Genomic DNA, 20615 nt, shown 5'->3' with positions numbered 1-20615 from the left:
AACTGGAGTAATGCGATGGCGAAACTGCATGATTACTACAGAGATCAAGTAGTAAGCGAATTAAAAAATAAATTCGGCTACAAATCTGTCATGCAAGTCCCACGAATCGAAAAGATTACCCTGAATATGGGTGTGGGTGAAGCATTGACCGACAAAAAATTGCTAGACAACGCAGTAGCGGACTTAGCAGCAATCAGCGGTCAAAAACCTTTAGTAACTAAAGCTCGTAAATCTGTTGCTGGCTTTAAAATCCGTCAGGGATATCCAATCGGTTGTAAAGTAACACTACGCGGTGAGCGTATGTGGGAGTTCTTTGAACGTTTGATTACAATTGCTGTTCCACGTATTCGTGACTTCCGCGGCTTAAGTGCGAAATCATTCGATGGTCGTGGTAACTATAGCATGGGTGTGCGTGAACAAATCATCTTCCCTGAAATCGATTACGATAAAGTAGATCGTGTACGTGGTTTAGATATCACTATCACAACTACTGCTAAGAATGATGAAGAAGGTCAAGCACTACTTGCTGCCTTTAATTTCCCATTCCGTAAATAAGGCAGGTTATAATGGCTAAACAATCAATGAAAGCACGCGATGTAAAACGCGTTAAATTGGCTGAAAAATTCTACGCAAAACGTGTTGAATTAAAGAAAATCATTTCTGATGTCAATGCCTCTGATGAAGATCGTTGGGATGCAGTGTTAAAGTTACAAACTTTACCACGTGATTCTAGCCCATCTCGTCAACGTAACCGTTGCCGCCAAACTGGACGTCCTCATGGCGTTTTACGTAAGTTTGGTTTAAGCCGAATTAAGGTTCGTGAAGCTGCAATGCGCGGTGAAATCCCAGGCCTTAAAAAAGCGAGCTGGTAATATACCACTTTATTTTGGAATCGGAGAAAAAGTACAATGAGTATGCAAGATCCAATCGCAGATATGCTGACCCGTATTCGTAACGGTCAAGCTGCGAACAAAGTTGCAATCAATATGCCTTCTTCCAAGCTAAAAGTGGCAATTGCCAACGTATTAGCTGCTGAAGGTTATATCGAAAGCGTAAAAGTTTTAGAAGGTGCTAAACCTGAATTGGAAATTACTTTAAAATATTTCCAAGGCAAACCAGTTGTAGAAAGCATCCAACGTGTAAGTCGTCCTGGTCTTCGTATTTACAAACGTAAAGATGAATTACCAAAAGTTATGGGCGGTTTAGGTGTTGCAGTTATTTCTACATCTAAAGGTGTTATGACTGACCGTGCTGCTCGTCAAGCAGGTTTAGGCGGTGAGATCATCTGTTATGTAGCTTAATAGAGAGGTAGGAAAATGTCTCGTGTTGCAAAGGCACCTGTTAATATTCCTGCCGGCGTTGAAGTTAAACTCGACGGTCAGCTATTAACAGTAAAAGGTAAAAATGGCGAGTTATCTCGCAAAATTCATGAATCAGTTGAAGTAAAACAAGATAACGGACAATTTACGTTCACTCCACGTGAAGGTTTTGTTGAAGCAAATGCTCAATCGGGTACTGCACGTGCATTAGTTAATGCAATGGTTATCGGTGTTACTGAAGGTTTCACTAAAAAATTAGTATTGGTGGGTGTAGGTTACAGAGCTCAACTTAAAGGTAACGCAATTGCATTAAGTTTAGGCTATTCTCACCCAGTAGAGCACACTTTGCCGGTAGGTATTACTGCAGAATGTCCATCTCAAACCGAAATCGTGTTGAAAGGTGCAGACAAACAGTTGATCGGTCAAGTTGCAGCAGATATTCGTGCTTATCGCCGTCCTGAGCCTTATAAAGGTAAAGGGGTACGTTACGCTGATGAAGTGGTACGTATCAAAGAGGCTAAGAAGAAATAATTAAGGTAACACTATGGATAAGAAATCAGCTCGTATCCGTCGTGCAGCTCGTGCACGTCATATGATGAGAGAGCAAGGTGTAACTCGTTTAGTTATTCACCGCACTCCACGTCATATTTATGCACAAGTTATTGCACCAAACGGTTCAGAAGTGCTTGCCGCTGCTTCAACTGTTGAGAAAGCAATTCGTGAGCAAGTAAAATACACCGGTAATAAAGATGCTGCTGCAGCAGTCGGTAAAGCTGTTGCAGAACGCGCATTAGCAAAAGGCGTTCAAGCTGTTGCTTTTGATCGTTCCGGTTTTAAATATCATGGTCGTGTCCAAACTTTAGCGGACGCTGCACGTGAAGCTGGTCTACAGTTCTAATGAGGTAAATTGAGATGTCAAACATCGAAAAACAAGTTGGTGAACTGCAAGAGAAGCTAATCGCAGTAAACCGTGTATCAAAAACTGTAAAAGGTGGTCGTATTATGAGTTTCACTGCATTAACTGTGGTGGGCGATGGTAATGGCCGAGTAGGTTTTGGTTATGGTAAAGCTCGCGAAGTTCCAGCAGCGATCCAAAAAGCGATGGAAAAAGCACGTCGCAATATGATTAATGTCGCTTTAAATGAAGGTACATTACAACATCCAGTTAAAGGTGTTCATACTGGTTCACGTGTATTTATGCAGCCAGCAAGTGAAGGTACAGGTATCATCGCTGGTGGTGCAATGCGTGCGGTATTGGAAGTTGCAGGTGTACGTAACGTTCTTTCTAAAGCGTATGGTTCTACCAACCCGATTAACGTTGTTCGTGCAACTATTGATGCATTAGCAAATATGAAATCACCAGAAATGGTTGCTGCAAAACGCGGTAAAACTGTTGATGAAATCTTGGGGTAATGAATAATGGCTAAAACTATTAAAGTAACACAAGTTCGTAGCTCAATTGCTCGTTTACCGAAGCATAAAGCTACCTTGCGTGGTCTTGGTCTTCGCCATATGCACCACACTGTTGAGTTAATTGATACGCCTGCAGTACGTGGTATGATTAACCAAGTTTCATACATGGTTAAAGTGGAGGAGTAAGAGATGCGTTTAAATACTCTATCTCCGGCTGAAGGTGCAAAGCATAGTGCTAAACGCCTCGGTCGTGGTATTGGTTCAGGTTTAGGCAAGACTGGTGGCCGCGGTCATAAAGGTCAAAAATCTCGTACTGGTAGCGGTGTTCGTCGCGGTTTCGAAGGTGGTCAAATGCCGTTATACCGTCGTTTACCAAAATTTGGTTTTACTTCAATGAAATCTGCAGTGACTGCAGAAGTTCGTTTAAATGAATTAACCAAAGTTGAAGGTAATGTAGTAACTTTAGAAACATTAAAAGCAGCAAATATCTTAACTAAAGATATCCAATTCGCTAAAGTAATTTTAGCTGGAGAAGTGAAATCTGCAGTAACGGTACGCGGTTTACGTGTAACTAAAGGTGCAAAAGCAGCAATTGAAGCTGCTGGCGGTTCAATTGAGGAATAATTAGCAAATGGCTAAACAACCAGGTTATCAAGCAAGAAGTACTAATAGCGGTAAAGGTGAATTAAAAAGCCGATTACTTTTCGTTTTAGGTGCACTTATCGTTTATCGAATTGGTTCATTCATTCCGGTTCCTGGTATTGATGCGACTGTTCTAGCTCAATTAGTTGAACAACAAAAAGGCACTATCATTGACATGTTTAACATGTTCTCTGGTGGTGCTCTAAGCCGTGCATCCATTTTAGCATTAGGAATCATGCCATATATATCGGCATCTATTGTAATTCAATTGCTTGCAACGGTTTCTCCTGCTTTAGCAGAATTAAAGAAAGAAGGTGCTGCTGGTCAGCGTAAAATTTCTAAATATACTCGTTATGCGACAGTTGTTTTTGCAACGATTCAGGCAGTAGCTATTTCAACAGGCTTACCAAATATGTTGTCTGGCTTAGTGCCAAATGTTGGATTTAGTTTTTACTTCACTTCAGTTGTTAGTTTAGTCACTGGGACAATGTTCCTTATGTGGTTGGGTGAGCAAATAACTGAAAGAGGTATTGGTAACGGTATTTCAATTCTTGTTTTTGGCGGTATTGTAGCTGGTTTACCATCGGCCATTCTTCAAACTATTGAGCAGGCTCGTCAAGGACAGATGCATCCATTAGTTCTTCTTCTGATCGCAGCTATTGTATTTGCAGTAACTTATTTTGTTGTTTTTGTTGAAAGAGGACAACGTAGAATTCGCGTTGAATATGCGAAGCGTCAGCAAGGTCGTCAAATTTTAGGTGGTCATTCAACACATTTACCATTGAAAGTGAATATGGCAAATGTAATGCCAGCAATTTTTGCTTCAAGTATTATTTTATTCCCAGCTACATTAACACAATGGTTTGGGCAAAATGATAAATTTGAATGGTTAAATAATTTATCAATGTTATTGAATCCTGGTCAACCACTTTATTTGCTTGTTTATGCTGTTGCAATTATTTTCTTCAGTTTTTTCTATACAGCAATGCAATATAATCCTCGTGATACAGCAGATAATCTAAAAAAATCTGGTGCATTTATTCCAGGAATTAGACCCGGTGAACAAACATCACGTTATATTGATAAAGTGATGACTCGTCTTACATTAATTGGCGGTCTCTATGTAACGTTTGTATGTTTAGTTCCTTATATTATGACATCGGCTTGGGATGTTAAATTTTACTTCGGTGGAACATCTCTTTTAATTGTAGTCGTTGTAATTATGGATTTCATCGTTCAGGTTCAAAGTCATTTAATGTCTTCTCAATATGAATCTGCGTTGAAAAAAGCAAACCTTAAGGGTTTTGGACAATAATTGTTCATTTAAAGTAAAAGGATAAGCAATGAAAGTTCGTGCTTCCGTAAAGAAAATGTGTCGTAACTGTAAGATTGTTAAACGTGAGGGTGTTGTACGCGTATTGTGTAGCGACCCTAAACATAAACAACGTCAAGGTTAATTAACATTTTTCTTGCCAAGAACCAGTTGAGTAGTTATACTGCTCAACTCATTTATGTCCTTGATATTCTGTTTGAGTATCCTGAAAACGGGCTTTTCAAGATCAGAATATCAAATTAATTAAAATATAGGAGTGCATAGTGGCCCGTATTGCAGGCATTAACATTCCTGATCATAAACACGCTGTAATCGCTTTAACTGCCATTTACGGTATTGGTAAAACTCGTTCACAAGCTATTTGTGCAGCAGCGGGTATTGCTGAAGATGTTAAGATCAGAGAATTGTCTGAAGAGCAGATTGACAAACTGCGTGACGAAGTTGGTAAATTTACCGTTGAAGGTGACTTACGTCGTGAAGTAACACTAAACATCAAACGTCTTTTAGACTTAGGATGCTATCGTGGTTTACGTCATCGTCGTAGTTTACCAGTACGTGGTCAACGTACTAAAACTAATGCGCGTACCCGTAAGGGTCCACGTAAGCCGATCAAAAAATAGTCGGGGTAAATAAGAATGGCTAAAACACCAGTTCGTGCACGTAAACGTGTAAAAAAACAAGTTGTAGATGGCGTAGCACATATTCACGCATCTTTCAATAATACAATCGTTACTATTACTGACCGTCAAGGTAATGCTCTAGCTTGGGCAACTGCAGGTGGTTCAGGTTTCCGTGGTTCTCGTAAATCAACTCCGTTCGCAGCGCAAGTTGCGGCAGAGCGTTGTGCTGAAATCGTTAAAGAATTTGGCTTAAAGAACTTGGAAGTTATGGTTAAAGGTCCGGGTCCAGGTCGTGAATCTACAATTCGTGCGTTAAACGCAGCGGGTTTCCGTATCACGAATATTACTGATGTGACTCCGATTCCTCATAACGGTTGTCGTCCACCGAAAAAACGTCGTGTTTAAGACGTATAGGATAGTTGGAGAAAGAAAATGGCAAGATATTTGGGTCCTAAACTCAAGCTCAGCCGTCGTGAAGGCACTGATTTATTCCTTAAATCAGGCGTGCGTGCGATTGATTCAAAATGTAAAATTGATACAGCACCAGGTCAGCACGGTGCTCGTAAACCGCGTTTGTCTGACTATGGTAGTCAGTTACGTGAAAAACAAAAAGTTCGTCGTATCTATGGTATTTTAGAACGTCAATTCCGTAACTACTATAAAGAAGCAAACCGTTTGAAAGGTAACACTGGTGAAAATTTATTAGTGTTATTAGAAGGTAGATTGGATAACGTTGTTTATCGCATGGGATTTGCTGCAACTCGTGCAGAGGCTCGTCAATTAGTGAGTCATAAAGCAATTGTTGTGAATGGTCGTGTTGTTAATATTCCATCTTTCCAAGTTTCTGTAAATGATGTAGTTGCTATTCGTGAAAAATCGAAAAAACAAGCTCGTATTAAAGCATCATTAGAATTAGCAGAGCAAAGAGAAAAACCAACATGGTTAGAAGTTGATTCTGCAAAAATGGAAGGTGTATTCAAACGTGTTCCTGAACGTTCTGATTTATCAGCAGACATTAACGAACATCTGATCGTTGAGCTTTACTCTAAATAATAGTTAAGCTTAAAACCAAAGAGAGGATAAAATGCAGGGTTCTGTTACAGAATTTTTAAAACCACGTTTAGTAGATATTGAACAAATTAGTTCAACACATGCTAAAGTGATCTTAGAACCGTTAGAGCGTGGTTTTGGTCATACTCTAGGTAATGCATTGCGTCGTATCCTTCTGTCTTCAATGCCAGGTTGTGCTGTAACTGAAGTAGAAATTGATGGCGTATTGCATGAATATAGTAGTAAGGAAGGTGTTCAAGAAGATATTCTTGAAGTACTTTTGAACCTTAAAGGTCTAGCGGTTAAAGTACAGAATAAAGATGACGTTATTCTGACATTAAATAAATCTGGAATTGGCCCTGTTGTTGCAGCGGACATTACCCATGATGGTGATGTTGAAATTGTAAATCCAGATCATGTGATTTGTCATTTAACTGATGAAAACGCTTCAATTAGTATGCGTATACGTGTTCAGCGTGGTAGAGGATATGTTCCTGCTTCATCTCGTACACATACGCAAGAAGAACGTCCAATTGGTCGTTTGCTTGTTGATGCTTGTTATAGTCCGGTTGAACGAATTGCGTATAATGTAGAGGCAGCTCGTGTTGAGCAGCGTACAGATTTGGATAAGCTCGTTATTGAGTTAGAAACTAATGGTGCACTTGAGCCAGAAGAAGCAATTCGTCGTGCAGCAACAATCTTGGCGGAGCAACTTGATGCATTCGTTGATTTACGTGATGTTCGTCAGCCTGAGATTAAGGAAGAAAAACCGGAATTTGATCCGATTTTATTACGTCCTGTAGATGATTTAGAGCTGACAGTTCGTTCTGCTAACTGTTTGAAAGCAGAAACAATTCATTATATCGGTGATTTAGTGCAACGTACTGAAGTAGAATTATTAAAAACCCCTAATCTTGGTAAGAAATCTCTTACTGAAATTAAGGATGTTCTTGCTTCTCGTGGCTTGTCACTTGGTATGCGCCTTGAAAATTGGCCGCCAGCAAGTATTGCTGAAGACTAGTTTGGTCATAGGTTAAGATTTTTCTGAGAAGGATAAGATCATGCGCCATCGTAAGAGTGGTCGTCAACTAAACCGTAATAGTAGTCATCGTCAAGCGATGTTCCGTAACTTAGCAAGTGCTTTAGTTAGTCATGAAATCATTAAGACTACTTTGCCTAAAGCTAAAGAATTACGCCGTGTAGTTGAACCGTTAATTACATTAGCAAAAGTAGATAGCGTTGCTAACCGTCGTTTAGCATTCGCTCGTACTCGCAACGTTGAAACTGTTGCAAAATTATTTAATGAATTAGGTCCACGTTTTGCTCAACGTGCAGGTGGTTACACTCGCATTTTGAAATGTGGTTTCCGTGCAGGCGATAATGCACCAATGGCATACATTGAGTTAGTTGATCGTCCAGAAGTTGCTGAGGCAACAACTGAGGAATAAAAATTAATTCTAAAAAGAAGCTCACTTTATATAGTGGGCTTTTTTATTTTATATATTACAAAAATCTTTATCTGATTTAATCATTACTTAGATATATTATTTACAATCAGCGAGCAGTGGTAAATTTTAAGAGCATATTCGTAGATGTCGTGTATTTTTATCTAAAATTCCTTGTTTTTTAAGCTCTCTACTAATACGAATTGCGGTTTCAGTTTCACATCCACAAAATTCCGCTACTTCTCGGTAGGTCCAAGGATAATCGGGATAACTTTCAGTTAAATTTTCAATGGCATCAATAATACGTTCGTAACTACGCTTATAAGCTGTATTACTTATTCGGTGTTCTGCATCATATAATTCATTAGAAAGTTGTTTCATAAGATAACAAGAAAAATCAGGGTTATTTGCAATAAAATTTGCGTGATTACCAGGAAATATTCTAACTATATCAGCTTCCATTAATACTTTTGCACTGCAATGATAAGATGTTTCACTAAAAATAGTACGAAAACCAAAATATTCATTAGCGTGATAAAGTCGAGTCAATGTTTCTTTGCCATTTTCCAGACTATGATACAGACCAACTAGCCCTTGTTTTAAAAAATAAAATTCTTTAGGCTTCTCGCCTTGTGCATAAATTAAGCTGTTTTTTTCTAGAGTTTTACTCTCAGAAATAATACATTTATTTAAGTTTTGTGGTAGATAATAGGACAATGTAAACATAAAGGCGTCTTTTAATATATCAATAACTTTAGATTACTATACAAATTTCTATATTTTTCTTCTATAAGCAAATTATGAAAATGTGAAGTGTTTAACAAAATTTTGAACTAGATAAATATTATTTTATTTTGCCAAATGATTTTGCAAATGACTTTAAATATGGATCCATATGAGAAAGTGCTGAATAATATGCCTCACAAAGTTGATTATGTGCTTTACCAAATCCTTGAATTGTACGATGTTTTGGACATCCTCCGTGACATGCAAAGCGAAACTTACAGATTTTACACTGTTCGGAAAGAAAAGATTTCGCTGCACCAAAATTCTTTTGTTTAGTATTATTATCAAGGAGCTGTATTAGAGGGGTTTCAATAAGATTTCCGAGTTTATATTCAGGATAAACATAATGATCGCAACTATAAATATCGCCATTTTGTTCAATAACCAATTGATCGCCGCAGGTTTCACGAAAAATACATAAACTTGGTTGTAAACCAAGGTAAGCCATAAACCATTGTTCAATAAATTGAATACCAATTTTGCCGACATCATTGGCATACCATTCATCAAAAATATTAATTAAAAATTGACCGCTCTTTTGTAGAAATCAAGACCTGCTAGGGTTGGCTCGCCGCCTTGCCATAGGAAAGTAACTTGTTGTTGAGGCGTTGCTTCAATATAGGATTTGATATAGGCTTCTAATACTTCATTAGTCATAGCCCGTTGATTTAAGTGAGGTTTTTCCAAGTAAAAGCAATATTTACAATCTAAATTACAAATTGAACCAGTAGGTTTTGCCATTAATTGAAATGAATTCATATCTACGTATCCTCCTTATTCTTTTTATCATAGCAGAATAATTTTAACTGTATATGATAGCGATCATAAGTTGCGCATATGCTCTTACGTCAAAATGAAGTATGATTAAATGAATTTTTAAATAGGATCTAAGATGGCGTTTAGTACAATTTTTATCTTACTGATTTGCGGTATTTGTACCAATATGGTTTCTGCTATTTTTGGTATTGGCGGTGGGGTATTGATGGTGCCAATTTTACGTACATTGTTTCCTGCGTTACCGATTCAAGTTATTTCAGCTACGTCACTCACCATTGTGATGTGTACCGCATTGATTAATTTATTATTTTTCCATAAGCAAAAAATTAAAATTGATTATATCAATATGATTTTATGGTCTATTGCTATGGTGATTGGGGTGCAAATTGGTTTTGAATTAAGTTTTTATTTTTCTACAGCGATAATTAGTTTAATTTTTACGGTTAGTTTAAGTGCACTAGCGATTAAAACATTTTTGAACAGATCGAGAATACAAATAGAAGTGTTTAATATGTCTCCTATAGAACGAGCTAAAGGTAGTATTAGTTTTTGTGGAGGAGGCTTAATTGCGGGTATTACAGGTATTGGAGGCGGTTCTATTCTTGCGCCCCTTGTCGGGCAATTAAAGGGGGTAAAAACGCAACAAATTGCCGTTTATACGAACTATATGATGATTATTGGTGGTATTGGTAATCTATACGGCTATCTCACTAGAGCTTTTCCCTATGATATCAGCCTAAGTGGCCAACTAGGATATGTAAACTTTCTTGTAGTTGGTGTCGTTACCTTGGGTTCATTTGGAATGAGTTTCTTCTCAATGAAATTGCGTGGATTAATGAATCCAGTTTTAACAAGAAAATTATTGGCGATTATTTTATTTTGTATTGCAGCCTATATGTGCATTTTGGAATTTGTATTCCATTAAATCGAATAAACTAGACCTAGTTATTCTAGGTCTATTCTCTAATTAGTGTTTTCGCAATCTCTCTTGCTTGTGCATCAATTTCGAGTACATCATCAATATTTTGAATGGTATAAGGCGAAATTCTCTCAATTGTTTTCGAATTAATTTTTGCAATATCCATAAAACTAATTTGACGATCTAAAAATGCTTGTACGGCAATTTCATTAGCTGCATTCATTGCTGTTGTCGCATATTGACCCGCAGCAAAGGCATCAATAGCCAGTTTTAAATTCGGATAGCGATTAAAATCAGGTTCAATAAAAGTCAGTTCTTTGATTTTAAAGAAATCGAGTGGTTCTACTCCAGCAAAAGTGCGGTGAGGATATGCCATAGTTTCTGCAATTGGTGTACGCATATCTGGATTTCCCATTTGAGCTATGACTGAGCCATCAACATAACGCACCATAGAATGAATAATTGATTGTGGATGAATAATGACTTCCATTTCTTCCGCACTTGCATTGAAAAGCCAGCGAGCCTCAATGTATTCTAAGCCTTTATTCATCATTGTAGCTGAATCGACAGAAATTTTTTTACCCATAGACCAATTAGGGTGCGCAACTGCTTGTTCTGGTGTTATGTTGGTGAATTGTTCAAGTGGCGTGTAACGGAATGGTCCGCCAGAACCAGTGAGTATAATTTTACTTACACCTAATTCAGAAAGTGGGCAAAAACCGATTTTTTCTTGTGCTTCTGGCGGTAATGATTGAAAGATAGCATTATGTTCACTATCTACTGGTAAAAGCTTCGAGCCATAGTTTTTTACGGCATCAATAAAAAGCTGTCCGCAGGTTACCAGTGATTCTTTATTTGCCAGTAATACCCGTTTACCTGCTTTAACCGCTGAAAGAGTCGGTAACAATCCTGCTGCACCAACAATCGACGCCATTATCTGATCGGCATCTGGGTGTGCTGCGAGTTCGCAAATAGCTCGTCGTCCTGCTAATACTTTCGTTGGAATATGATGCGCAATTAATTTTTCACGTAAAATTTTAGCCGCATTTACATCATCAAGAGCCGCAAAGTGCGGTCGGAATTTGATACATTGTTCAAACATTGCTTCTACATTTTTTCCGCCGACGAGTGCAAATGCATGATATTTCTGAGGGTTATTTTCGATAACAGAAAGGGTACTCTTACCGATTGATCCCGTTGAACCAAGAATGACAATGTTTTGTTTTTGCATAGAATCTTTACCGCACTTTGTTGATTATATTTTCATTGGTACGTCTAAATTCGCATACCTAATAAAATAAAGGCAGACAAAACTGTCTGCCTTTCGTATTTTTTGATGATTAGAAATCCATTAATTCTTTTTCTTTATCCGCTAATACTTCATCTACTTTTTTAATGTAAATATCTGTGATTTTTTGGATTTCTTCTTCTGCTTTATGTTGTTCGTTTTCGCTGATTTCTTTGTCTTTTAATAATGCTTTGATTTTATCATTCGCATCACGACGCACATTACGAATCGCAACTTTACCTTGTTCACCTTCGCCTTTTACGATCTTGATTAAATCGCGACGACGTTCTTCTGTTAATGGCGGAAGCGGAACACGGATTGTGGTACCCGCTGAAGATGGGTTTAAACCTAAATCTGAGGTTAAAATTGCTTTTTCTACCGCAGAGATTAAAGAACGATCAAAAACAGTTACGGCTAAAGTACGCGCATCTTCTGCCACTACGTTTGCTAATTGGCGAAGTGGGGTCGCCGCACCGTAATATTCAACTTGAATTGCATCAAGTAAACTCGGTTGAGCACGACCAGTACGAATTTTTGAAATATGACCTTTTAATGCTTCAAGGCTTTTTTCCATACGATCTTGAGCATCTTTTTTAATTTGGTTAAGCATTGCATTGTCCTTTTTAATTGATGAAAGTTAGAACGCCGTGATTTTACTGGATTTTTTTAAATTTTTGAATACATTTATCAGCTTGAAAACAGATAAAAAATGACCGCACTTCAGTTACCCAAAGTGCGGTTAATATTTTTAGTATTTTTAATTAAGCTTTAGGACCAGCTGCAATTAAAGCTTTGCCTTCTTCGTTAGTTGCATATTTAACAAAGTTTTTCACAAAACGACCTGCTAAGTCTTCAGCTTTTGATTGCCATTGTGCTTTATCTGCGTAAGTATCGCGAGGATCTAAGATTGCAGAATCTACACCTGGTAATGCTTTAGGAATTGCTAAGTTGAAGATTGGTAATTCGCCCATTTCAGCTTTTTCAATTGAGCCATCTAAGATTGCATCAATGATTCCGCGAGTATCTTTGATTGAGATACGTTTGCCTGTGCCATTCCAACCAGTATTCACTAAGTAAGCTTCAGCACCTGCTGCTTGCATACGTTTTACTAACACTTCTGCATATTGAGTTGGATGAAGCGTTAAAAATGCTGCACCGAAACATGCTGAGAAAGTTGGCGTTGGTTCAGTAATACCACGTTCAGTCCCTGCTAATTTCGCTGTGAAACCAGATAAGAAGTAGTATTTAGTTTGTTCTGGTGTCAATTTAGATACTGGTGGTAATACGCCAAATGCATCTGCAGTTAAGAAAATCACTTTAGTTGCGTGACCTGCACGAGAAACTGGTTTTACAATGTTATCGATGTGATAAATTGGGTAAGACACGCGAGTGTTTTCTGTTTTTGAACCATCATCGAAATCAACAGAACCATCTGAACGAACAACCACGTTTTCTAATAATGCGTCGCGACGGATAGCGCGGTAAATATCTGGTTCATTTTCTTCTGAAAGATGAATGGTTTTCGCATAACAACCACCTTCAAAGTTAAAGATACCAACATCATCCCAACCGTGTTCATCATCTCCGATTAATTCACGTTTTGGATCCGTTGAAAGGGTTGTTTTACCTGTGCCAGATAAGCCGAAGAAGATTGCTACATCGCCATCTTTACCAACGTTAGCTGAGCAGTGCATTGCACCAACACCTTTGAGAGGTAGGAAGTAGTTCATCATTGAGAACATACCTTTTTTCATTTCGCCGCCGTACCAAGTACCGCCGATTAATTGAATGCGTTCAGTCAAGTTGAAAGCAACAAAGTTTTCTGAATTTAAACCTTGTTCTTTCCAGTTTGGATTGGTTACTTTAGAACCGTTCATTACAACGAAATCTGGTTCAAAATTTTTGAGTTGTTCTTCAGTTGGGCGAATAAACATATTTTTTACAAAATGTGCTTGCCACGCTACTTCAGTGACAATACGTACTGCAATACGGTCGTGTTCGCTCGCACCACAGAAACCATCAACTACAAATAAGCGTTTACGAGAAAGTTGGTTAGTTACCAAGTCTTTTAAGCTTTGCCATGTAGCTTGGTTCATTGGCTTGTTGTCGTTTTTTGCTGTTTCAGATGTCCACCAAACAGTATCTTTTGTTTTTTCATCTAACACGATATATTTATCTTTTGGAGAACGACCTGTGAAGATACCTGTATCTACTGCCACTGCACCAGTCGTAGTTAAAGTACCTTTTTCAAAGCCTTCTAAGCCTGGTTTAGTTTCTTCTTCGAACAATTGCTCGTAGCTTGGATTGTAAACAACTTCTTTTACGTCATAAATGCCAAGAGCTTCAAGTTCTTTTACCACTTTATTTAAGTCTGTCATAAGTCACCTCTAATATATAAGATTAAAATTTAACTGTGGCTTATTATAATGGATGTCAATATAAAAAAATGTTAAGTAGATCTCATTTTTAAACATTTTTTTAAGAACTTTACCTCTTTTTAGTGATATTGTGATATAGAGCAAAAATCCCGACATTGTGTCGGGATTGTTTTTAAACTCTTGTTGATTTTAATTTTTCAATCGCTTCTTTATTAAAGAAGTAGTGTGTACCACAACACTCACATTGCATATCAATACTGCCTTTATGTTCGGCTAATATTTCGTCAATTTCTTCATCAGAGATGAGCAGTAATGCAGAACTAGAACGCTCAGCAGAGCAGCCACAGAAAAATTGTACATCTTGTGCTGGATAAAGATTGACGGTTTCTTCGTGATATAAACGATAGAGTAACTCTTCTGCAGGGAGACCAAATAATTCTTCATCTTTTACTGTTGCTGCGAGCGTAATTAAATGCTCAAAATCTTCTGGTGTACCAGAACCATCAGGCATAATTTGTAATAACATACCTGCTGCCACTGGCTTGCCTTCATATTCTCCAGTACGAATAATTAATTGAGTTTGAAGCTGTTCTGAGCGTACAAAATAATCTTCTAAGCATTCCGTGATCGTGGGTTTATCCAAGCTAATTACACCTTGATAGCGTTCGCCTTCTTTTGGTGCAATAGTAATGACCAATACGCCTTTACCAATCATATTATGCAGACTCATATTTTCAGTGATGTTGCCATCCACTCGAGCAAGGGCGCGGATTTGTTGTTGATCATTACCATTTACTAATGCTAAGCGTAATGGGCCATCGCCTTGAATTTGTACGGTAATATTGCCGGCAAATTTTAGTGTGGCAGTGAGTAAATTAGTCGCTACCATCATTTCTCCCAATAAATCCTGTACTGCTTTAGGATACTGATGGGTATTTAATGTATCAGTAAATGTTTTATTTAAGCGAACCCATTCTCCACGAACTGCACGATGTTGGAAAAGATAACGGTAAAGTTTGTCATTGTCTTGAGTATAGTCTTGTTGATTGGTCATTGATTATTCCTAATTGAGATAAAAAGTGCGGTGGTTTTTTCCGCACTTTTTGTTTTTATCATCTTATTTAAGTGTTTTTGCTTATAAATAGGTGGTACTTAGAGGCTTGTAAAATCCAATGTGATCTCTAAGTTATAATATTAATTAAGCAAATCTTGTTTTGGCTTCTGCAATAGCTTCGGCAACACGCAATGGCGATACGCCACCTTTTGCACAACGTTTGTCTAAGCAAGATTGGAGAGAAAGAATCTCGTAAACGTCATCTCCCACTACTTCACTAAATTGGCGGAATTCAGGGATAGTCAGATCTTCTAATCCTTTGCCTTTCTCGATTGCATAAACCACTGTTTCGCCCACGATATGATGGGAATCTCGGAAAGGTACGCCTTTAGAGACTAAATAATCCGCTAATTCAGTTGCGTTTGAATATCCTTTTAACGCAGCTTCACGAGTACGTTCAACATTTACTTTCAATTCATCTAAGACGAACGTTGCCATATCTACACAGTTTTGCCAAGTATCTAAGGCATCAAAAATGCCCTCTTTGTCTTCTTGCATATCTTTATTATACGCAAGTGGCAAGCCTTTTAAGGTGATTAACATAGATGTTAATGAACCAATTACTCTCCCCGTTTTGCCCCGAATTAACTCACAAGCATCAGGATTTTTCTTTTGTGGCATTAATGATGAACCAGAAGTCACACGATCGGATAGTTCCACGAAATTTGCTTCTCCGCTGTTAAAGATAATCATATCTTCAGCAAAGCGGGAAAGATGTGCCATACTAAGAGAGGCGATAGAAAGTAATTCTACGATATGATCGCGATCAGAGACGCTATCTAAGCTATTTCTAGTTGCGAAAGCAAAACTAAGATCGTGCGCAAGTGAATCACGATCTACAGCATAAGCCGTACCAGCCAGCGCACCACTACCAAGTGGACAAGTATTCATACGATTATACGCATCTGTTAAACGTGAATAGTCGCGGTCGAACATTTCCACATATGCCATACACCAATGGGCAAAAGTGATTGGTTGAGCTCGTTGTAAATGGGTGTAGCCAGGCATTACTGCTTGTTGTGTGTTTTCTGCGGTTTGAACTAAGTGGCGTTGCAAATTACGCACGGATTCTTGTAATTCAACCACACGCTGTTTGCACCACAGTTTTATATCTACTGCCACTTGATCGTTGCGGCTACGACCAGTATGTAATTTTTTACCAAGGTTGCCTACTTTATCAATTAGCTTACTCTCAACCCAACTATGAATATCTTCAGCATCATCTTGTAAAATTGCTTGCGGATTTGACCGCACTTCAACAAGTAATTCATTTAGTGCTTGCTCAAGTTGATGCTGTTCTTCAACAGTTAATACATTCACTTTTACTAAGGCCTTGGACCAGCCAATTGAGCCTTGAATATCCTGTTCTGCCAAACGATAGTCAAAACGTAATGAGTCATTAAAATCTTTAAAACGCTTATCTGCGGCTTGTGTAAAACGCCCACCCCAAAGTGCCATAATTTTTCCTTTTTGTTTTAATTAATTATTCTATTATTGTGCATATTTATTCATAAAGCAATATTCTATATTAATAATAAAACAAAAATGGACAAAATCTTTCATTTTGTCCATTTTATTTGTATTAGTGCTATTTATAGCGTTTTTGCCAAATTTTTGATAAAGGATTTAAATTCTTTACCTAATTTTTCGTGACGAATACCATATTCTACGAAAGCTTCCATATAACCAATTTTATCGCCACAATCAAAAGTTTCCCCTGTCATATGAAATGCTTCAACGGTTTCTTTTTCAATGAGCATATCAATAGCATCGGTTAATTGGATTTCATCGCCAACACCAATTGGTGTTTTTTCTAACAAATCCCAAATTGCTGCTGAAAAAACATAACGCCCAACCACAGCAAGATTTGATGGTGCGTCTTCAATAGAAGGTTTTTCAACAATACTATTAATTTTTGCACTTTCGCCGCCATTAAGCTCAATGCCACCACAATCTGCAACACCATAGCTACTCACATTTTCTTGCGGAACTGGGGTTACCATAATTTGGCTTGCGCCAGTTTCATTAAAGCGTTGAATCATTGCAGCAAGATTTTCTTTTTTCTGATCTGCACTAAATTCAGCTAATAATACATCTGGTAACATAACGGCAAAAGATTCATTTCCTACTAAAGGACGACCGCATAACACGGCGTGACCTAAACCTTTCGCATTACCTTGACGAACGTGCATAATGGTTACATTTTTTGGACAGATAGAACGAACTTCTTCTAGAAGCTGACGCTTCACACGTTTTTCCAGCATTGTTTCTAATTCAAAAGATGTATCAAAATGGTTTTCGATAGCATTTTTTGATGAATGTGTTACCAGCACAATTTCTTTTATGCCAGCAGCTACACATTCATTTACCACGTATTGAATTAACGGTTTATCCACCAAAGTGAGCATTTCCTTCGGAATCGCCTTCGTGGCGGGCAACATACGTGTGCCAAGACCGGCGACAGGAATAATTGCTTTCATATTATTATATCCATTGTTTAACTAAGAGGAACCTAAATAGGGTTCATCTTTCGTTTGTTTAATTCGTTGGTAAATTTCTTCTCGGTGAACGGATACTTCTTTAGGTGCTTCAACACCGAGTTTAACTTGGTTTCCACGTACACTCAAAACCGTGATAGAAATATCATCTCCAATAAGTACACTTTCGCCAACTTTACGAGTTAAGATTAACATCTTTTATCTCCTTAGTTTGCATTTATTAGATATCCTATCAATCAAGGAACGGTTGGCATTCCACCAACCAGCTTGTACTACAGATTTTTGTTTAACCAGTCTTGTGCCACTTTAATTGCTTGTGCCACATTTTCTGGTTGGGAACCTCCTGCCATTGCCATATCTGGACGGCCACCGCCTTTTCCTCCAACTTGTTGAGCCATTAAATTAACAAGTTCTCCAGCTTTTATTTTGGCGGTTAAATCATTTGTCACTCCAACGACGAGATTAACTTTTTCATCTAATATTGATGCAAATGCAATTACGCCTGATCCGAGTTGATTTTTTAAATCATCGACCATTACGCGTAATGATTTTGTTTCTATACCATCTAATTGTTGTGCAATAACAGAAACACCGTTGATTTTGACCGCACTTTTTACAAAATCAGAACCAGCCTGCATTGCGGCTTTTTCTTTTAGACCTTGTAATTCTTTTTCCACTTTCTTCGTTTTGTCTTGAAGTTGTTGGATTTTTTCCACTAAGGTATTTACGTCTGATTTTAATAAGTCTGCGCTTTGGGTCAGAATGCGTTGTTGATTATGTAACCAGTCAATGGCATTTTGACCTGTTACAGCTTCAATACGACGAATGCCTGCAGCCACTGCGTTTTCAGTAATAATTTTAAATAAACCAATATCGCCTGTGCGTTTTGCGTGAATACCGCCACACAGCTCAATTGAGAAATCGCCCATCGTTAATACACGAACCTTATCGCCATATTTTTCGCCAAAGAGAGCCATTGCTCCTTTCGCTTTTGCGGAATCAATATCCATAATATCCGTTTGAACTGGAAAGTTAGCGCGGATTTTTTGGTTTACTAATGTTTCAATTTCACTCAATTGCTCTTTGGTAATGGCTTCTGGTTGCGCAAAGTCAAAACGTAAGGCTTTATCTGAAACAAGCGAACCTTTTTGCACAACGTGTAAACCTAGAATTTGACGTAAGGCAGCGTGCAATAAGTGTGTCGCTGAGTGATTGAGTGATGTGTTGTGGCGACGTTTAGCGTCCACAATCGCATTCACTGATTGTCCAACTTTTAAACTTCCTTGCGTTAATTCCCCAATGTGTCCAAATACTTGCCCATATTTTTGGGTATCTTTCACATTAAAGGTTACACCTTGTGTGCTTAAATATCCGCTATCGCCAATCTGACCACCTGATTCTGCATAAAATGGCGTATTTTCTAAAATAACGACCGCACTTTGACCTACTTCGATACTTTCCACTGATTTACCATCATAGAAAAGTGCGGTAATTTTTGCCTGAGATTCTACTTCAGTATAGCCTTCAAACTTAGTTTCGCCATCTACACGAATAACGCTGTTGTAGTCCACACCAAACTGGCTCGCTGCTTGAGCACGAGTACGTTGTGCTTCCATTTCACGGTCAAACGCTTGTTCATCAATAGTAATGTTACGCTCACGGCATACATCAGCCGTTAAATCCAATGGGAAACCATAAGTATCATAAAGTTTGAATGCAACTTCACCTGAAAGAATGCCATCTTTCACTTGAGAAAGTGCTTCATCTAATAAGCTCAAGCCACGCTCTAGAGTACGAGCAAATTGTTCTTCTTCTAGACGTAATAGTTTTTCAACATTTGTTTGTTTTGCTTTTACATCTTTTCCAGCTTCAGCCATTACTTCAATTAGAGTTGGCACGAGTTTATAGAAAAAGGATTCTTTGGCACCTAATAGATGACCGTGACGAACTGCGCGGCGAATAATACGACGTAAGACATAACCACGCCCTTCATTTGATGGGATAACGCCATCGGCGATTAAATATGCACAAGAACGAATATGGTCAGCAATAACACGTAGTGATTTGTTAGTTAAATCTGTTGCGCCTACAATTTCCGCCGTTTTTGCGATTAATGTTTTGAAAATATCAATCTCGTAGTTTGAGTTCACATGTTGCAACACAGCAGAAATACGCTCTAAACCCATACCTGTATCAACAGACGGACGAGGTAATTTTTCCATTGTGCCATCTGCTAAACGGTTGAACTGCATAAACACAACGTTCCAGATTTCAATATAACGGTCGCCATCTTCTTCTGGTGAGCCTGGAGGTCCGCCCCAAATATGATCGCCGTGATCGTAGAAAATTTCAGTACAAGGACCGCAAGGACCTGTGTCGCCCATTGCCCAGAAGTTGTCTGATGCGTAAGGTGAGCCTTTATTGTCACCAATGCGAATAATGCGTTCAGCAGGAACACCAACATCTTTATTCCAAATATTATAGGCTTCGTCGTCAGTTTCATACACGGTTACCCAGAGTTTTTCTTTAGGTAAACCAAGCCATTGTGGAGAAGTTAAATATTCCCAAGCAAAATTAATGGCATCCTGTTTAAAGTAATCACCAAAACTGAAGTTACCGAGCATTTCAAAGAAAGTATGGTGACGTGCGGTATAACCAACATTTTCTAAGTCGTTATGCTTACCACCAGCACGTACGCAACGTTGCGCGGTGGTGGCTCGAGAATAAGGGCGTTTATCCATTCCAAGGAACACGTCCTTAAATTGGTTCATCCCCGCGTTCGTGAAAAGCAAAGTCGGATCATTTTCCGGCACAAGTGAGCTACTCTCAACTACTTGGTGACCTTTGCTATGGAAAAAATCAAGGAATGATTGTCTTATTTCTGCTGTTGTTTTCATTAAAAAGAATCCTTGTTACCCATAATAAAATAAAAACTAAATCGCCCTATTTTTGCATATTTTTGAAATTTATAAAAAGGCTTTTTGCCAAAACTCCAAAATAAAACCGCACTTCACGACGCTATTTGAGAAGTGC

General features: G+C 38.2%; 25 protein-coding genes and 1 pseudogene. 16 read left to right on the top strand and 10 right to left on the bottom strand.

The genetic code is table 11. The features are described 5' to 3' along the window. Window positions 1-15: 15 nt before the first annotated feature. The 15 genes from rplE to rplQ all read left to right on the top strand — a co-directional run bounded on the left by rplE (window position 16) and on the right by rplQ (window position 7825). The gene (gene rplE, locus HMPREF2644_RS00770; RefSeq protein ID WP_005625881.1) at window positions 16-555 is read left to right on the top strand and encodes a 50S ribosomal protein L5; all 540 of its coding nucleotides are present in this window, start codon (window positions 16-18) and stop codon (window positions 553-555) included. Between the two features lie 11 nt (window positions 556-566). Then, the gene (gene rpsN / locus HMPREF2644_RS00765; RefSeq protein ID WP_005625879.1) at window positions 567-872 is read left to right on the top strand and encodes a 30S ribosomal protein S14; all 306 of its coding nucleotides are present in this window, start codon (window positions 567-569) and stop codon (window positions 870-872) included. A 36-nt stretch (window positions 873-908) separates the two neighbouring features. Then, window positions 909-1301, top strand: a complete 393-nt coding sequence (gene rpsH, locus HMPREF2644_RS00760; protein WP_005625877.1) for a 30S ribosomal protein S8 — start codon at window positions 909-911, stop codon at window positions 1299-1301. A gap of 15 nt (window positions 1302-1316) precedes the next feature. Beyond that, window positions 1317-1850, top strand: coding sequence for a 50S ribosomal protein L6 (rplF, locus tag HMPREF2644_RS00755; protein ID WP_005655593.1), 534 nt, complete (start codon window positions 1317-1319; stop codon window positions 1848-1850). 13 nt (window positions 1851-1863) lie between these two features. Next, the gene (rplR, locus tag HMPREF2644_RS00750) at window positions 1864-2217 is read left to right on the top strand and encodes a 50S ribosomal protein L18 (RefSeq protein WP_005625873.1); all 354 of its coding nucleotides are present in this window, start codon (window positions 1864-1866) and stop codon (window positions 2215-2217) included. 14 nt (window positions 2218-2231) lie between these two features. Beyond that, window positions 2232-2732: a 30S ribosomal protein S5 gene (rpsE, locus tag HMPREF2644_RS00745; protein WP_005625871.1), complete on the top strand. Its 501-nt coding sequence runs from the start codon at window positions 2232-2234 to the stop codon at window positions 2730-2732. A gap of 6 nt (window positions 2733-2738) precedes the next feature. Then, on the top strand, window positions 2739-2918 hold the full coding sequence (gene rpmD / locus HMPREF2644_RS00740) for a 50S ribosomal protein L30 (RefSeq protein WP_005543631.1): 180 nt from the start codon (window positions 2739-2741) through the stop codon (window positions 2916-2918). Between the two features lie 3 nt (window positions 2919-2921). Beyond that, on the top strand, window positions 2922-3356 hold the full coding sequence (gene rplO / locus HMPREF2644_RS00735) for a 50S ribosomal protein L15 (RefSeq protein WP_011272219.1): 435 nt from the start codon (window positions 2922-2924) through the stop codon (window positions 3354-3356). Between the two features lie 7 nt (window positions 3357-3363). Beyond that, window positions 3364-4689, top strand: coding sequence for a preprotein translocase subunit SecY (gene secY / locus HMPREF2644_RS00730; protein ID WP_011272220.1), 1326 nt, complete (start codon window positions 3364-3366; stop codon window positions 4687-4689). Window positions 4690-4717: 28 nt separating this feature from the next. After that, window positions 4718-4831, top strand: coding sequence for a 50S ribosomal protein L36 (gene rpmJ, locus HMPREF2644_RS00725; RefSeq protein WP_005625868.1), 114 nt, complete (start codon window positions 4718-4720; stop codon window positions 4829-4831). Window positions 4832-4970: 139 nt separating this feature from the next. Next, the gene (gene rpsM / locus HMPREF2644_RS00720) at window positions 4971-5327 is read left to right on the top strand and encodes a 30S ribosomal protein S13 (RefSeq protein WP_005648406.1); all 357 of its coding nucleotides are present in this window, start codon (window positions 4971-4973) and stop codon (window positions 5325-5327) included. A 15-nt stretch (window positions 5328-5342) separates the two neighbouring features. Next, entirely contained in the window at window positions 5343-5732 is a 390-nt protein-coding gene (gene rpsK, locus HMPREF2644_RS00715; RefSeq protein ID WP_005543603.1) for a 30S ribosomal protein S11, read from the top strand. 27 nt (window positions 5733-5759) lie between these two features. After that, a complete protein-coding gene (gene rpsD, locus HMPREF2644_RS00710) occupies window positions 5760-6380 on the top strand; it encodes a 30S ribosomal protein S4 (RefSeq protein ID WP_005648404.1) in 621 nt (206 codons plus the stop codon). Between the two features lie 31 nt (window positions 6381-6411). Beyond that, complete coding sequence (locus HMPREF2644_RS00705) at window positions 6412-7398, top strand: DNA-directed RNA polymerase subunit alpha (RefSeq protein ID WP_005648402.1); 987 nt, start codon at window positions 6412-6414, stop codon at window positions 7396-7398. 40 nt (window positions 7399-7438) lie between these two features. Further along, a complete protein-coding gene (rplQ, locus tag HMPREF2644_RS00700) occupies window positions 7439-7825 on the top strand; it encodes a 50S ribosomal protein L17 (RefSeq protein ID WP_005648400.1) in 387 nt (128 codons plus the stop codon). A 126-nt stretch (window positions 7826-7951) separates the two neighbouring features. Here the strand turns inward: rplQ and HMPREF2644_RS00695 are convergent, their stop codons facing one another. Both HMPREF2644_RS00695 and HMPREF2644_RS09185 read right to left on the bottom strand, forming a co-directional pair. After that, window positions 7952-8548, bottom strand: a complete 597-nt coding sequence (locus tag HMPREF2644_RS00695; RefSeq protein ID WP_005670086.1) for a Crp/Fnr family transcriptional regulator — start codon at window positions 8546-8548, stop codon at window positions 7952-7954. 118 nt (window positions 8549-8666) lie between these two features. Beyond that, a pseudogene (locus tag HMPREF2644_RS09185) lies at window positions 8667-9367 on the bottom strand (SPASM domain-containing protein). Window positions 9368-9500: 133 nt separating this feature from the next. Between HMPREF2644_RS09185 and HMPREF2644_RS00685 the strand changes: the two are divergent. After that, entirely contained in the window at window positions 9501-10310 is an 810-nt protein-coding gene (locus HMPREF2644_RS00685; RefSeq protein ID WP_011272221.1) for a sulfite exporter TauE/SafE family protein, read from the top strand. Window positions 10311-10341: 31 nt separating this feature from the next. Here the strand turns inward: HMPREF2644_RS00685 and ispC are convergent, their stop codons facing one another. From ispC to alaS, 8 genes are all read right to left on the bottom strand, one after another. Then, the gene (ispC, locus tag HMPREF2644_RS00680; RefSeq protein WP_011272222.1) at window positions 10342-11535 is read right to left on the bottom strand and encodes a 1-deoxy-D-xylulose-5-phosphate reductoisomerase; all 1194 of its coding nucleotides are present in this window, start codon (window positions 11533-11535) and stop codon (window positions 10342-10344) included. 109 nt (window positions 11536-11644) lie between these two features. Next, window positions 11645-12202 carry a ribosome recycling factor gene (gene frr, locus HMPREF2644_RS00675; protein ID WP_005652401.1) on the bottom strand — a complete coding sequence of 186 codons (558 nt, stop codon included), beginning with the start codon at window positions 12200-12202 and terminating at the stop codon, window positions 11645-11647. A 151-nt stretch (window positions 12203-12353) separates the two neighbouring features. After that, window positions 12354-13970: a phosphoenolpyruvate carboxykinase (ATP) gene (gene pckA, locus HMPREF2644_RS00670; RefSeq protein ID WP_005648384.1), complete on the bottom strand. Its 1617-nt coding sequence runs from the start codon at window positions 13968-13970 to the stop codon at window positions 12354-12356. A 172-nt stretch (window positions 13971-14142) separates the two neighbouring features. After that, complete coding sequence (hslO, locus tag HMPREF2644_RS00665; protein WP_070828156.1) at window positions 14143-15024, bottom strand: Hsp33 family molecular chaperone HslO; 882 nt, start codon at window positions 15022-15024, stop codon at window positions 14143-14145. Between the two features lie 144 nt (window positions 15025-15168). Beyond that, on the bottom strand, window positions 15169-16542 hold the full coding sequence (gene argH, locus HMPREF2644_RS00660) for an argininosuccinate lyase (RefSeq protein ID WP_011272224.1): 1374 nt from the start codon (window positions 16540-16542) through the stop codon (window positions 15169-15171). 134 nt (window positions 16543-16676) lie between these two features. Beyond that, window positions 16677-17564 (bottom strand): UTP--glucose-1-phosphate uridylyltransferase GalU, encoded by an 888-nt coding sequence (gene galU, locus HMPREF2644_RS00655; protein WP_005652408.1) that lies wholly within the window; start codon window positions 17562-17564, stop codon window positions 16677-16679. A gap of 21 nt (window positions 17565-17585) precedes the next feature. Continuing rightward, window positions 17586-17777, bottom strand: coding sequence for a carbon storage regulator CsrA (gene csrA / locus HMPREF2644_RS00650; protein ID WP_005632782.1), 192 nt, complete (start codon window positions 17775-17777; stop codon window positions 17586-17588). A 77-nt stretch (window positions 17778-17854) separates the two neighbouring features. Next, complete coding sequence (alaS, locus tag HMPREF2644_RS00645) at window positions 17855-20479, bottom strand: alanine--tRNA ligase (protein WP_011272225.1); 2625 nt, start codon at window positions 20477-20479, stop codon at window positions 17855-17857. Between the last annotated feature and the right edge of the window lie 136 nt (window positions 20480-20615).

The sequence above is a fragment of the Haemophilus sp. HMSC071C11 genome (assembly GCF_001837655.1).
GTDB classification, from domain to species: Bacteria; Pseudomonadota; Gammaproteobacteria; order Enterobacterales; family Pasteurellaceae; genus Haemophilus; species Haemophilus influenzae.
The sequence above is the reverse complement of the archived record's forward strand: the minus strand, read 5'-3'. Positions and strand labels throughout refer to the sequence as shown.